Genomic DNA, 15326 nt, shown 5'->3' with positions numbered 1-15326 from the left:
TATATAAGAGTTAAGAGAGCTAAAATGTATACGAAGAGTCCATTAACTCAACTCACTTTGCTATGGGAGCTAACATGAGATGCGATTACTATATTCAAATATTTTACCGCTTCGACTGGAAGAGGGACAGCAATCATTTATTGACTATTTCAAAGAAGCAGCCGGAAACTCTGATAGTTTGGAAATAGCGGTTGGTTATGTTTCGAAGGCATCATTAATGGAGCTTCAAAACATTGTTGAAGATAGCGGCATCAACAATGTATGCCTTAATATTGGCATGTACTATTTGGAAGGTATGCCTGAGGGTACATACAATGCAGCTTTATCACTTAATGAGGCATGGAAGCAAGCGGGCATTGGTGAGGTAAGAATTGTAAAAGCGTTTAAATATCACGGAAAGCTTTATACCTTTTACAAAAAGGGGAACCCAGTAGCAGGGATTATTGGATCAAACAACTTGGGTGCTTTAAAACTTGAAGCATCTAATCTGCGGCAGTATGAAATTTCAGCTGTTACTGAAACTCCGGAAGAAATCGAAGAAGTGTCAAATATTATCAGGAAACTAAAGGAGCCGAGGTGCTCTGCTAACATTCAAGAAGTAAGAGTCCCGCTGGTTCGAGAAGTTAATACTGCATTGGTGGGCCAAGAATTTGTGACAAGAATCACCTCGGACGAGGTGGCCGCTTATCAAAGAAACGTAACAGACATCTCATTTGAAATACCTTTGAAAGTTCCAGAAAACCACGCTGATCCAAGGATGAGAGGTTCTAACATAAATGTTTGTTATGCAAGCGGCCGTAAAAGAGTATGGTGGGAAATCGAAATGGTGGTAGGTAAAGAAATTCGAGATTTACCAGGTTATCCTGAACATAATAAACCTTTTATGGCTGTTACTGACGATGGATGGAAGTTTAAGGCATGGACCTGTGGTCAAAACAATAAGAATCTTTACTCAAAAGATGATCTGAAAATTATGGGGCGCTGGATAAAAGGACGTCTTGTTGCTTCGGGTCTAGTGGAACCGGTAAATCAAGTTGAAACTGATAAAGCATTTAAGGGAATGATAACAGAAGAAATTCTTGAGAAATACGGTAGAAATAGTATTACTCTCACTAAAACAACAGTGAAGACAATCGCAGAAGACGGCACGGAAATGGATGTTTGGATGCTTTCGTTTTTACCTAACACAGATGTACAGGAGGTAACAGTTTGAAGTATTTAGACTCATATCTCAAGACTATAATAGATAGAGGGAACCTCCAGCTTGCAGAATCTATAAAAAAAACTGTAAATGATGTTGCGCCTGCGTATTTGGAAAAATTCTCGTTTAGCGATCATGAAATAGGTTTGCTATTTGGCAATGTGCAGTCTGGAAAAACCGGTCAGATGTTTGGAATTATTTCTGCTGCAACGGATTTAGGGTTTCCTGCGTTTATTATTCTAACAACCGATAATGTTGTACTTCAGCAGCAAACCATTGACAGGGTACGAGCGGATTTAAAAGGCTATTGTGTCTGCGACGAATATGATTCGGAGATATTTGCCCAAAACTGCTTGATGAAACCTACAATTATTGTGTTGAAGAAAAATGTTAACACATTGAAGCAATGGTCAAACATCTTATCATCGACCGGTTTTATGAAAGGAAATCCCCTGTTTATTATTGATGACGAAGCTGATGCAGCTTCTTTAAATACCCTAGTTAATAGAAATCAAAGATCCTCTATCAACAGGTATTTGGAAGAAATAAAAACGAAAGCGGCATGCAGCATTTACCTCCAGGTTACCGGCACACCTCAATCTATACTCTTACAAACAATGGCTTCAGGATGGCATCCCTATTTTACTTACTATTTTCGCCCAGGTACTGGTTATCTTGGAGGTGATTTTTTCTTTAAGAAAAACGGATTATCATCATGTATCGCGATCACTGACACGCTTGAAAACCCGTTAAAATCTGCAATTATTCATCATCTTGTGGCATCGGGTCAAATATTGGTATCCAACGGTAAGGTTTGCAATTGCTTGATTCATCCAAGTGTTCGCAAAGCGGTTCACAGCCAATTTCAGAACGATGTGGAGAAAGAGCTCCAATATTGTAAGAACAACATTGATGATCCTGCTTTCATAATAGAGTTGAAGAACGTTTATGAACGTACGTATCCGCAGAAGTTCGAACGAGCAGCATTTGAAGATGTATATACCAAAATAAAAGAACTTTTAACGAGCGGCCAGGTAGAGGTGCTTGTTTTGAATGGTTCTTCAACCGTTACCAGTGATCAATACGAAACAGGCTCAAATATTCTAATTGGCGGAAATACATTGGGGAGAGGTGTCACCTTCCCTGGCTTACAGACAATTTATTATACTCGCACTGCTAAAAAGCCACAGGCCGATACGATGTGGCAGCATAGCCGGATGTTTGGATATGATCGAGATGAAGGTTTAATGCGAGTGTTTATTGATGAAAACCTATATAAATTATTTTCAGATATTAATGCCACGAATAATTCTATTATTTCTCAGGTAGAGCGGGGCCTAAGTAATATTAAAATTTACTACCCGGAAGGTATCTACCCTACCAGAAAAAATGTGTTGGACAATAAAAAAGTGGGTATTATCTCAGGCGGAACAAACTACTATCCATTTTCACCAGAAAATGATTCTATAGAAGAGTTAGATCAACTTCTTGCACGTTTTAATGATACAGAGGAATGCTATCAAGTTAACTTGCGATTCATGATTGAAATCCTCAATCATATTACTTCAGCAGCAGATTTTCGAATCAACACTTTTGTTTCCATTATCAAATCATTATTAACCGAGCAGCCTACAGCGCAGGGAATTCTTATTGTTCGCAGAAATAGAAATGTTGCAAAAGGTACCGGTGCGCTTTTGTCTGCGAACGATTGGCAGCTAGGCGCATCAATACAGGACAAAATTGTTTTGACTGTTTACAAGATGACGGGCGAAAAGGGCTGGGGCGGGAGAAAACTATGGGTGCCTAATATCAAACTGCCAAGTAATATTGTGTACTATGATGTAAATGATGATGATTCGGAAGATTAATTAGTGAAAACATGAGGGGCAGCTCTCCTTCTAGCTGCTATTACGATTTCCGTCAGTTTGCAACGTCGATATACATCGAATCAACCTCTCACTCAGAACAATTGTTCGCAAAAGCTGGTGGAAATCTAGTAAAGATGTTATAATAGAAGAGTAATATCACAGGCAAGAGGGGAGAAACACCATGATTTTTAAAAAGGGTGAGCTTTTCAATGGTCCCGGCGGTTTTGCCTGGGGTGCAAAACATGCAAAGGTTAAACATCCGGTGACTAACGAAGAATTTACTATAGAGCATACATGGTCAAATGACTATTGTGATAGTGCGTGTGATACATATATTCACAATATTTGTCCTGATCGTCCTGATACGGTGCACCGGGGTGATGTACGCTCTCTAAAGATTAATGAACTTGATAAGATCGACGCATTTATATATGGGTTTCCTTGTAATGACTTTAGTCTGGTTGGCGAGAAAAAGGGGTTTGACGGTACTTTTGGTCCCCTGTATTCCTACGGCATTCAAGTGCTGAATCACCATAACCCAAAGTGGTTTATTGCGGAAAATGTTGGCGGTCTGCAGAGTGCGAACGACGGAAAGGCATTTATTAAAATACTTACTGAAATGTCTGAGGCCGGTGAGTTTGGCGGTTACAGATTGACGCCGCATCTATATAATTTTGCTGATTATGGTGTGCCTCAGTCTAGGCAGCGGATCCTAATTGTGGGAATACGTAAAGATTTAAATAAGGAATTCAAAGTCCCTGCTCCTACACATGGACCTGGAAGAGAGTTTCCTTATGAGACAGCATTTGATGCGCTGATGAAGGACCCCTTAGTGGCAGATGCACCTAATCATTATATTCCGGTTCATAAGCCTCGTGTTGTTGAGTTCCTGAAACATATCCCTGAAGGACAGAATGCTTGGTACGAAGGGATTCCGGAAGAGTTGCGATTGAAAGTAAAAGGAGCCAGAATGAGCCAGATCTATCGCCGGCTTGACCGTAATTCGCCCTCGTATACTGTTACGGGAAGCGGCGGCGGGGGGACTCATATGTACCACTGGGAAGAACCAAGAGCTCTATCTAACAGAGAGCGTGCACGTTTGCAAACATTCCCTGACGATTTTGTGTTCAAGGGGACAAAAGAGAAGGTGCGTCAGCAGGTTGGGATGGCGGTTCCGCCAAAGGGCGCTAAAATCATTCTCGAGGCTGTTTTAAAAACTTATGCTGGAATAGACTATGATCATATTCCTTCTAAATGGAATATAGATGAAATGCTTCAAAAACCTAATATGGAAGAGCTTGTTCTTTTGTAAGCTTTCGTGCGTCCCTGAATACGTCCAGGGACGCTTTTTATTTAGGATTGAACTTCCACAGATTTGTCCATCCTTTTATTATAAATATTGGATTTGGTTCGGGGGGCTGCAAATAAATGGATAATCTAACACCGGAAGACCGAAGAAAGAATATGCAGAATATCCGTTCTACGGGAACGAAGTTGGAAGAGCGGATCTCAAAGGCGCTTTGGAAACGAGGTGTGCGTTTTAGAAAAAACGTAAAGAGTCTCCCAGGGAAACCGGACTTGTCTATTAAAAAATATAAGCTTGTGGTCTTTTTGGACTCCTGCTTCTTTCATGGATGCCCCGAACATTATACCGTTCCTAAAACTAACGCAGATTATTGGGTGCCCAAAATAGATCGGAATAGAAGACGGGACCAGGAAATTAATGATCTGTATCGTGAGATGGGGTGGAGGGTAATGCGATTCTGGGAGCATGAGGCAAAGAAAAGCTTGGACGATGTAGTAGATTCTATTGTTAAGACTATAGAAGAACATAAAGCGGCAAAACAAAGAAAAGACTGAAAATGAGTTCGTTAATTGTATGATTAGTGCGGATCTTTTACCGGCAAGTAAATAGAAGTTTATCATCATGCCAATAGAGAGAAGCATGAGGTCGGTATTCTTGTCCCGTTGTTAAGGTGGAGCAGCAATACCTGTAAGCCTTAATTCGGGAAACCGAACATGATAACTATATTATTTTCTATTACGGTCGTCTTCAAACTTCTTTGCTCCCTCATTTTAGTAAACCTCATCATCATAACAATTTCTCCTCAAAATTTCTAAGCCTAATATCTATCGCAACCTACAAAATTCGAGTAAAATCGATATTAAGTCACATGGATTAATCGGAAACGGCAGAGCAATGTTCTGTATTTTCCTAGAATATAGGTCATATCATTCTTCTATAGTTATACGGTAATCAATTAAACTCTTTTACTATTGATGCGCTAAGGAGACACACATGAATCAGGAGCGAGAAAATCAAAAGACGCGTCATATCTCAGAGTATTTTCGGGGCTTGCTCTCGCAGCTTTTGGATGAAGATATTAAAGAAGAACTTACTAATAAAAATCTTACAGAGGCAACCAAAAAGCTGTATAAGAATATTAGTGCGGTTCTAAGGGATTTAGGGCTGCCATACCTCTCTGCTTTCGAAGCAAACGTTAAGTATTCTAAAGAGTTTGTAGATGAGCTTGAACAATATTTTATGAGGCATTCATCCACATTATCTACCCTGTACTCATATTTAGACCGTGCACCTGAACTCGAGGTAAAGGAACCGCTCCTAACGCAGCTGAAAGAGCTGCCTGATCGAAAAGAAAAGGTTTTCCGATTACATACAATAGATTTCGCCGAACGAGATAAACAGAATAAAAAACTTGGTGAAAGAGGCGAAGAGTTTGTCTTAGCTTTTGAAAGGGAGAGACTTACTACGGCGGGAAGACTAGATTTAGCCAAAAGAATTATCTGGACGTCAAAAGTAGTTGGAGACGGTGCTGGATTCGATATTCAATCTTTTGAAACAGATGGTTCCATCCGATATATTGAAGTGAAGACTACAAATGGGGGTATGTTTCTTCCCTTTTATTTTTCACAAAATGAGCTTTCTTTTTCCGAAATTAATGACGCTAACTACTACCTTTATCGTGTATTTGAATATGCTTCAGGGGCGAAGCTATTTATCGCTCAAGGATCTCTGTCAAAAATATCAAATTATTACGTACCCGTTTCGTATAAAGCCGTCATAGATCAACAAAGTAACCGGGACCAAGAGGCAGAAGAGATGAATGAAAAGCAGTCGTCTTTTTCTATTTTGCAAAAGCAAGCGGTGTATTCTGTACTTGCGGTGTGCAAAGCATCCGAGCTTACATCTGCCGATGTACATGTAATAGAATCGGGGTTGCGAAGCGGCATTAAACATATACTATTCTTTGATGATGAGGTTCCGCTGCTTTGGAACAATGAGAAGCTGACCCAGCATCGGAAAAATAACTTTTTGCAGCTGTATCGTATGGATAACCCGAACACAGTATCCATAGGATTCTCGGTGATCGATGGTAAACTGACAGTAGAAGATGAAAAAAAACTTTCTTCTGCAGCACCCAGATTTAATGTTGAGCAATTCGTGATAGAACATGCTGATCCGCATATTCATGTTGCTGTGCGGGCCGGAGCCGGCACCGGAAAAACGACGGTAATGGTGCAGCGCATTATGTATCTGCTGCAAACAGGGGCAGCAGAACTGGATGATATTGCAATGATTACCTTTACTCGAGACGCGTCTCAAGTTATGCTTCGTAAACTGCGCGAGGAATGCTATAAACGGTTCTACATTACTCAGAATGTCCGATATCTTCAATATATTGAACAGCTTCCCTTTTTGCGTGTGAAGACAATTCATTCATTCGCAAAAACCATTCTGCAGGAATTAGGTTCGGTGCTCGGATACGGAAGCACAGTGCAAATTCGTTCCTTTACGATGGAGCGCCGGCGCATTATCGAAGCTTACTTAAACAAAAGCTTAGAGAAATGGCTGGAGAAAAGATCTTTTGCAGGGAAGTTTAAAAGCATCAGGTTGTATGAACTGGTGGGGATAATTGAGAAATATTGGGATGAGCTAGAAAAGAAAGGGTATACCCTTGACGATATTAAGGATATCGAATGGGGGGGAGCCGAGGGTAATAATAAAGCTTTCCATGAAGTTTTTGAAGAAGTATTCACAAAATGCGAAAAAATATTTCAGGAAGAAAAACAGCGGTCAAATGCAGTATCCATCAGTGACATTACCCGTCAAATCGATCTGATCAGCAAGCAAGGCGCTTCTTTCCAAAACATATCAAGAACAATTAAATATTTGTTTATAGATGAATTCCAGGACACTGACGATGCTCAAATCCGTCTTGCTGCGGCCATTCAGAATGCCTATCAAGCGAAACTTTTTGCTGTGGGTGATATTAAGCAGAGTATTTACCGGTTCAGGGGGGCCACAGATACTGCGTTTGAGCAGCTTAATAAAGTACTAAAGAAACAAGGGGAGAAACTACAATTCTTTCCATTGAAGAAAAACTACCGGACTTCGGCTGCAATATTGGAAGAATTGGATCGAAGTTTTTCCAATTGGGGTAGAAAGAAATGGCTGTCGTATGACAACGACGACCGTTTGGTCGGAATGCAAACACTAGATCACTCATTTAAGGCTATAGTTGTAAAAGAGCGGAAGGACAGTTCCAAAATTAAAGAACTAACTATTGAAATGATCCGCGCTGCACGAGATACACTAAAGCAGGATAAAGAAGGGCACACACACAGAATTGCAGTTCTGGTTCGGACTAATGCGCAAGCACGTATGTTGAAAGAATGGTGTGAGCCGGAGGGGATCTATACAGAACTCAAGATCGGAGGAACATTCTTTAGATCCACTGCTGTAAAAGACTTCATTTATCTTGTTGAAGCACTTCTTTTTCCTAATCAACCCAAAGCTAGGGTTAATGTCCTTCAATCTCCTTATTCAGGTATAGAGATCAACTGGCCGTTATTATTATCTTTCCATGGTAACATGAACAGTATGATTCAGTTTCTTGATCAGGACAATCACTTGCCGCATCCAAAGTGGCATGAATATAGAGAAAAACTTCGAACGGAGCCGGTGTTATCTGTCCTTCGGAAAATAATTAATGAAACCGACGTGTTTGACGGGTATTATAGCCAAACTGCTGCGTTGCTTAGGATGAACGACAAGAACCAAAATATTGAGAATGAAGCTCGGTTGAGAACTTTACAGTATGAAAAAAACTTAAATCATCTCTTAGAACTTATACATCAACATTTTAATACTGATTTCATTACATTGTACTCATTGCATGAGTGGTTGCTTATAAACCAGGCAACGAATATTGAAGAAGATGAACCAGAATTGGATGAAGAAGCTGAAGGGGATTCAAATGAAGACCCCGCTTCTCGCCGCATACAGATTGTGACCGTACATAAGTCTAAGGGACTTGAATATCACACAGTCATCATACCTTGTACGGAACGGCCTTATCGATTTACATCGCACGAATTGCTCTTTCAACGAGAAGACAGCGGGCCTGTACAGGCGTCTTGGGCAATCGCGTCAGGTAGAAAAATTATTTATCAATCAAACGAATACGATAGCATGAGCAAGAACGAAGTAGAAGAAGTAAATAAGGAAGAGGCCCGTCTTTTATATGTTGCATTGACAAGGTGCGAACAACGTCTTTGGATTATTCAGAATAACTATCCTTTATATCCAAAAGAAAACTCAAACTGGGCTAAAATTATGCCCTATAAAGAATTGAGGGAACACGGATGCCTGTAAACATGATAACGTATACCAACCCGCTTAACCTCCATGAGCATCCGGAACTAAAAAAACACAGTGAAGTCCTTCATCTTTGCGCCACTAGGTCTTTGACTGATGGTATGAAAGCTAAGTACCAGCCGAAGAAGGGAAATACCACTCTAAATTCCCCATTATTAGGTGCGGGGCTTCTTATCTCTCATATTTTGGGCAGCTGGTCATCTGCGAGAACTAAGGTTAAACAGTTTGCACAGCTCTCTGAGGTGATTAGGAATACTGAGCGTCAGGAGCGGAATGATTTAAGGAAATACTACTATACGTCCTTTCGTCGTAATCAGGCTGAAGTACTGCAGTCGATGCGGATTTTTACCGAAATTGGGATGAAACCGGAGGATATACGCGCACGTACTCCCGAAGAGACACTCTTTTTGCAGCTGTGGACTGAAATGGAAAAAGAAAATTCAAGCTTTAAGCGCCTTCGGGACATATTTTCAAGAATGGACAAAGAACCAGCCAGGATTTTGGAACGGTTACATCAGTCATTAAAGAGTGCCGCCAAAGCTCTGGCAAAGGACGATCCTAACACTTCAGAACGAATTGATAAAATATTACATAAATCTCGATTGGGAGAAATCATCCTCCACGGATTTTACTTTATTACACCGATTCAGCACAGAATATTTACCTTATTGGAAAAGGCAGGTATGACCCTTACATTTCTTAATCTCTACGATGTACGATACCGTCAAACGTTTAAAGCCGTAGAAGCATTTATCAGCGGAGAATATGGGTGGGTTGATTATCAACATTTGTTCAATAGCAGTTCAGAAAATGTCACTTCCAATGGGTTGTCAGATCGTTTTGCCTCTTTTTTTGAAGGAAATTTGATATCCGCGGAGGGGATCCCCTCTATTAGGCAATACGATGATTTTTATGGCATGCTTGCAGAATTGACGGGAGTAGATGGAAAGCTATGTCCAGACGTACATTACTATTCGCCTAATGAATCACCGCTAAACGAGCGGCTAAAAGAATATTTTCCTGAAAAATATATTCAAGACAGGCATTTTCTTTCCTACCCGGTTGGACAGTTTTTATTCCATCTTCACCGCATGTGGGATGAAAATAATAATCAGCTGATTTTAAATGATAAGAGTCTTTTCGAGTGTTTCTCTTCTGGATGGCTCAGGGTCGGTGATCATGACAGCAGAAATTATACCCGAGTCTTAAAGGACCTGCTGCCCTATTTCAACGGGTGCAGCGATTTACCTTCTTGGCGAAAACGAATTGAACATTTGAAGTTGTTAAAATTCGAAGCCGCTGCGTCATTTAAACAAGAAGAAAGCGGTGGAATTAATCAGAGATTCCATAAAATGATGGAGAGCCCTTTTTCCAGGTTCTCATTTTTTAATGTAACTGAGCACGAGGCGAAAATAGTCCTTCAATTTATTGAAAGATTAATGGAAGTCTCTGAATTCCTGTTTGATTCTGAAGCTGATGAGCGAATTTCGCTAGCAGACCACTTTGCCAAAATCGAACGAATCCTGCTTGAAGGCATGGATATCAGCCAGCTGAAAGGAACCGAACGTAAAATTATCCAAACTCTAAAGGATCGCTTGAGCGATACGGATGAGCTTGAGGAACAATTCCTAATTCAAGATCTTGCTTATGCGCTGTCTTTGTTCTTAGGTGGAAATTTTCGTGGTGACCCTGACGAAGAGGATAAGCTCATTAAAAGGTTTGAAGACGTGGACGGTGCTGTTTTGCTGCAATCGGTGGAACCCAATTACGAAATGCATATTGCCTGTGTGGATGAGTACTCGCTGCCATTCCGAGTTTCATCGATGCCTTGGCCGTTTACCAAAAATTCACTAGAAACGATGACGGATTTTCCATCGATTCAGATGCTGGTTTTACGTGATCAAATGGCACCGGAAATTTCACGTTATTTGTTCTATCAGGTTCTTGCATTCTCAAACCGGCTAACGTTCTCATGGATGCGGACATGGGAAGACAAAACTAAAATTGAAAAGTCTCCCTACTTAACTTTGCTAAGCGATAGGACCGAAAAACGCTCTGCTAATGCACGTATATTTCAGGAGAAACCAAAGCACACCATAGCGCCTTCTAAACCTAGGGAGGAAATTGTTCAAGAAGTGGCACTGTATCCGCTGGACGCGGCAGCAGAGCACACTTTCTGCCCCCGAAGATTTTTTTACAGTTTTGTCGCCGAAGAGTACGCAGATTATGACAGCGACTTTCATCATCAGTTTCTTTTGTCGAATCTAGCTACAGTTTTGTCAAGATCAGCAACTAAGCAACAGATATTAGAAGAAATGCGTATTCTATTCCCTCAATGGGAGGAGATACGCCGACAAGAAATTATAGAGAATGGTTTAAATAAAGGAAAGTATGAAGATGATCAAGAGCTTATTGACGGCAGGCTCTACACGAAAAATCGCAGAAAGTTTCAATTTCTCATCAACTCACGGCGTCAGGGTTATGAATCATTTATTCAGGCTTACCAGTTATTTGATGCTGATAATGCAAGGGAAAACTTTGTTCAGTCTTTGTTAGAAGACTCCCATCCATTGCTCGCATCAAAACCTTCAACGGCTTGCAGGTATTGTCCGCATCTAGCCGTTTGCAGAGACGGCTACTACCCGATTGATGACCATATGAGGGAGTAGAGATTATGGTAAGGATAAACTTTGAGCTATGGGTAAAAACTGCTGCTCTCTGGACACAGACTGTATCAACAGAAAGAGCACAGCAGGTTTTCCAGTCCGCGGATCTCGCAGTCCATAGAGCCCAACAAGAGACACTAAAACATCAAACAGATCTTAAAATTCCCTCTGCCATTGACGCCATTTTTGGGGAAAGTGATGAAGAGGATGAATTGTAAGGAGGAACTACAATGTTGTCAGCTTTGTTTGAACATCCGTTGACACCCAAACAACAAGAAGTGCTTGATTACCGGGGGGATCATCTGCTTATTAAAGGGATCGCCGGCAGCGGAAAAACAACAGTATTACTTCGAAAGGCAAAAAAAATCGTAGAAGAAGAGCATGGAAGTACCATTGCTGTATTTACTTATAATACAACTTTAGCGAGCTATGCAGAAATGCTGGCTAAAATGATAAGCCCGAATCGAATTAAGGTGTTTACCTTTCATAGTTGGGCGTTTCAGCAGCTCCGTACAATGAGAGTCCGTGTATCGCCTGTTGATGATAGGGAAAAACAACATTTAATCATACAAGCGGCGGCAGCTGTGGCTCAAGGAAAACAGAATCGTTTGCTGGATATGAGGAAATACCTCGAGTTTATGGAGGACGAAATCAGCTGGATTAAAGGCAAGGGAATGACAACCTTGCCTGAATATTTAAATTCCCCGCGTACTGGCCGAGGTGGGAAGGTTCGTGTATTGGAGATAGACAAGGCTGCTATTTTTGAAGTCTATGTGATGTATCAGCAGCTCTTACGGGCTGCTAGGAAAAACGATTATGATGATTTTGCATTAATGATTCTTAACGATCTTGGTAACTTTCCCCTTAGCGGTCAATACGATCATATATTTATTGATGAGGCTCAGGATCTACAGCAAACACAACTTAATCTCCTTAGAATAGCTGCCCGTAAGAGTTTGTTTATTGCCGCGGATAAGGGACAAAAAATATACAAGACCTCTTTTGCGTGGAAAGATGTGGGGATCAATATTCTTGGGGGTAGAACCAAGATACTTCAGAATACCTTCCGATCTACGAAACAAATAATCTCGCTAGCACATAGTCTCCAGAAGCATGATCCTGTATGTCGTAATAGAGATGAAGACTATGTTGAACCCGTCTATCCCGACATTGAGGGAGCAACTCCGCAGATGCTTGTATGTTCGGGCGAGCTGGAGGAGAAAAGGGTCATTAATAGGTTGGCATCTTCTATTTATAAGGCTAATCCAGAATACACTGTGGGTATACTATGCAGGTTTTGGTCAGACATCCGCGATATTAAATATAGCTTAGAAGAGTACGGTTTAAAGCCTGAGATTATACAAAAGGACAAAGGGAATTGTCATGCCCCTGGAATTAAACTTACTACGTTTCACTCTGCAAAAGGACTGGAATTTGACGCAGTCATTATTGCCAGGTTCAACGACGGTATTGTTCCATTTATTGAAGAAGACACACAGGAGATTGAAGAGCACATAGCCGTTGAGAGAAGGCTTCTGTATGTTTCATTAACACGTGCGAAAAAACAGCTTTACATGGTGTGTTCAGGTGCTCAATCTACATTTGCTAAGGAATTTGATGCATCCCTTTTTAACATGGTAAAGGCTTAAATAAGAAATGAAAATATGACTGATGTTTCGCTGTTGAAGCAAAATTACTCGCTAGGCCCCGGTTCTCGGGGCTGTTGTTATCATTTCTATTAAATAATGATTGTTATAGGAATTTTCGGTTGATTTTTAACAAGCAAGACAGGAGAAGTTATGCTGCCTATTTCACCAAAAGAGTTAAAAGAACTCAAAAAAAAATTAAATAAGTTACAGGATCATAAGGAGAGCTTGCTTTTATATATTTTAGATAAATACGAAACTAATAGTATTGATTTTCACAAGCTTTTTTTACATAGCGGTTTCATAATGGGACTCGATTTATATGATATTAGATATATTGGGGATAGATTACTTAATGCTGACTTTATTCCTCATGTGATAAAACAAGATTGGATTTTTATCACTCATCTTGTTAATAAGAAATCGTCCTATGATCTTGCTTTAACAGCTTTACTTGAAAAAGAGGCCAAAGTTAGTGTGTTAAGCTTGTGCGAATATTTGGGGAAATTGGAGGAAATGGCACAGAGATCCACTAGCCCTGACGGGAGTAAGGGACCGAAGGCGATAACTATATCTCAGTATAATCATATTTTAGATTGTTTTTCAGAAGTAATTCAATTTATGAATGATAATAATTTACCACTTGAACAAAATACATCCTCCGAATTAGTTTCCGAAATATATAGAATAATTACTTATAAGAATATTATTCTTTATTTTCTTATTAGCATGTGTGCGGAGCACTACAGCCCCGAAGTATTCGAAAATGTAAATGGTCCAACTGGTGTATTATTTGACAAGTGTTATTTAGCGAACCATCTGCCACTATATTGGCCTTTTATGGAGTTATATAGGGATTTAAATAATTCATGGTTTTATGAAGATTTTGAATCGCAAGAGATTGATAAATATTTATATGATAGTGGAGTAGTAACAGAATATAATACATATAGGGGAAATTTGTTGTATATTAATGGGGATCATACTGGTGCGTATGATACGGCCCGTTATAAACAAAAGTCATTAGATTTACTTCAATTGATATATGGTAATGAAGAAACGAGTTTCATGTACGATAATAAGCAGTGGAGTATTAAGGATTTAGCGAATTGTATCTCAAGTCTTAATGTATTCGCACATACGCTTAAAAATAATGCACATCATTCATCTATTTTTGGCGAGAATCAGTTAATTAATAAATTAAATATTCCAAGAGAATGGCGTAGTTTGCTTCATTTAATTTCTTATGAAATAGAATCAAATAGTCCGACCCACTTAATAAACTACAAACCTTTGATTAGGAAAGATAATGTTTATATCGTTGTACCTTCCTGGATAGAACACGTTGAAATTCCAAGTATAATAGACAAGATATTATCCGAAGATGGAATTAAAAAAACTATCAAAATAGAAAAAGGAATAACATTTGAACGAATGATTGAGGATTTTTTTTGCAAAGAAAACATACCCTTCTTTAGGATTGATAGAAACGAAAGGAAAAATATTCCCGAGATTGATGGCCTATTTTTAATAGATCAATATTTATTTTTATTTGAAGCAAAAGCATCTATTAAACCATCAAATTTAATAGAGGCAAATTTTTTTTTACAAGACAAACTTATAGATGCACAAGAACAGTTGAATATAAGAATGCAACTATTAAACTCCCCAGACTTTTTAGAGATGTTAGAAAATAGAACGGGCATTTCTATTAATGAAAAAGAAATCTTTCCTTTTATTCTTGTAAATCACCATTTTTTTAATGGTTATAAAGAACTTCAAAAATATGAACATAAAGATGGATTTTATCCAATAATTGATTTTATGACATTAAAAACTATTATTAAAAGTAAAAAGATCCCCGTGTGGGAGTATAGAAAACGTAAAAATAGTTATAAACGAAGAATGGTAGATTGGAGCGATGGTAAAGAATTGGCAATGTTTTTGAATAACCAATTTCATGGGTTTATTAGTATTGAGGAACCGACATATCAGATACTTGAGGACCAAATTATGTTTCGTATAATTAAACCATTTTCTTTCATTTAGTGTGTTGATTGAAAATCAGAATTTGAATATTTTTTCGGATAAAAGCTGAGCTGCCCAACATACTTTTTGCCCTGTTGAGGGCTAGCCAATAATCTTTATAATGGGAGTATTGGATTGAGATAAGGAAGATCCCATAGAAATTGGCGGAAGCAGAACGGTCTTAGTAAAAAAATTAATATGTAGTGATTTGAATTGGTATAAAAGTATGAAATTGTT

9 protein-coding genes are annotated in these 15326 nt (G+C 39.3%); all 9 read left to right on the top strand.

Going from position 1 to position 15326, the window contains the following annotated elements; translation table 11 throughout:
- Nucleotides 1–79 precede the first annotated feature (79 nt).
- Nucleotides 80–1213, top strand: coding sequence for a restriction endonuclease PLD domain-containing protein (locus RAC89_RS08510; protein ID WP_306613005.1), 1134 nt, complete (start codon nt 80–82; stop codon nt 1211–1213).
- A complete protein-coding gene (locus RAC89_RS08505; protein WP_306613004.1) occupies nt 1210–3069 on the top strand; it encodes a Z1 domain-containing protein in 1860 nt (619 codons plus the stop codon). The genes RAC89_RS08510 and RAC89_RS08505 overlap by 4 nt, the downstream gene beginning before the upstream one ends.
- Before the next feature lie 181 nt (nt 3070–3250).
- Nucleotides 3251–4381 (top strand): DNA cytosine methyltransferase, encoded by a 1131-nt coding sequence (locus RAC89_RS08500; protein ID WP_306613003.1) that lies wholly within the window; start codon nt 3251–3253, stop codon nt 4379–4381.
- A 116-nt stretch (nt 4382–4497) separates the two neighbouring features.
- Nucleotides 4498–4929 carry a very short patch repair endonuclease gene (locus RAC89_RS08495; RefSeq protein WP_306613002.1) on the top strand — a complete coding sequence of 144 codons (432 nt, stop codon included), beginning with the start codon at nt 4498–4500 and terminating at the stop codon, nt 4927–4929.
- Between the two features lie 439 nt (nt 4930–5368).
- Nucleotides 5369–8746, top strand: a complete 3378-nt coding sequence (locus RAC89_RS08490) for a UvrD-helicase domain-containing protein (protein ID WP_306613001.1) — start codon at nt 5369–5371, stop codon at nt 8744–8746.
- Between the two features lie 2 nt (nt 8747–8748).
- Complete coding sequence (locus tag RAC89_RS08485; protein WP_306613000.1) at nt 8749–11418, top strand: hypothetical protein; 2670 nt, start codon at nt 8749–8751, stop codon at nt 11416–11418.
- Between the two features lie 5 nt (nt 11419–11423).
- Nucleotides 11424–11633, top strand: coding sequence for a hypothetical protein (locus tag RAC89_RS08480; protein ID WP_306612999.1), 210 nt, complete (start codon nt 11424–11426; stop codon nt 11631–11633).
- Between the two features lie 12 nt (nt 11634–11645).
- Nucleotides 11646–13064, top strand: a complete 1419-nt coding sequence (locus RAC89_RS08475) for a 3'-5' exonuclease (protein WP_306612998.1) — start codon at nt 11646–11648, stop codon at nt 13062–13064.
- Nucleotides 13065–13214: 150 nt separating this feature from the next.
- Nucleotides 13215–15110: a hypothetical protein gene (locus RAC89_RS08470; protein ID WP_306612997.1), complete on the top strand. Its 1896-nt coding sequence runs from the start codon at nt 13215–13217 to the stop codon at nt 15108–15110.
- The last annotated feature ends 216 nt before the right edge of the window (nt 15111–15326 follow it).

Origin of the sequence: Paenibacillus sp. GD4 (genome assembly GCF_030846225.1) — a bacterium.
GTDB lineage: Bacteria > Bacillota > Bacilli > Paenibacillales > NBRC-103111 > Paenibacillus_G > Paenibacillus_G silviterrae.
The sequence above is the reverse complement of the archived record's forward strand: the minus strand, read 5'-3'. Positions and strand labels throughout refer to the sequence as shown.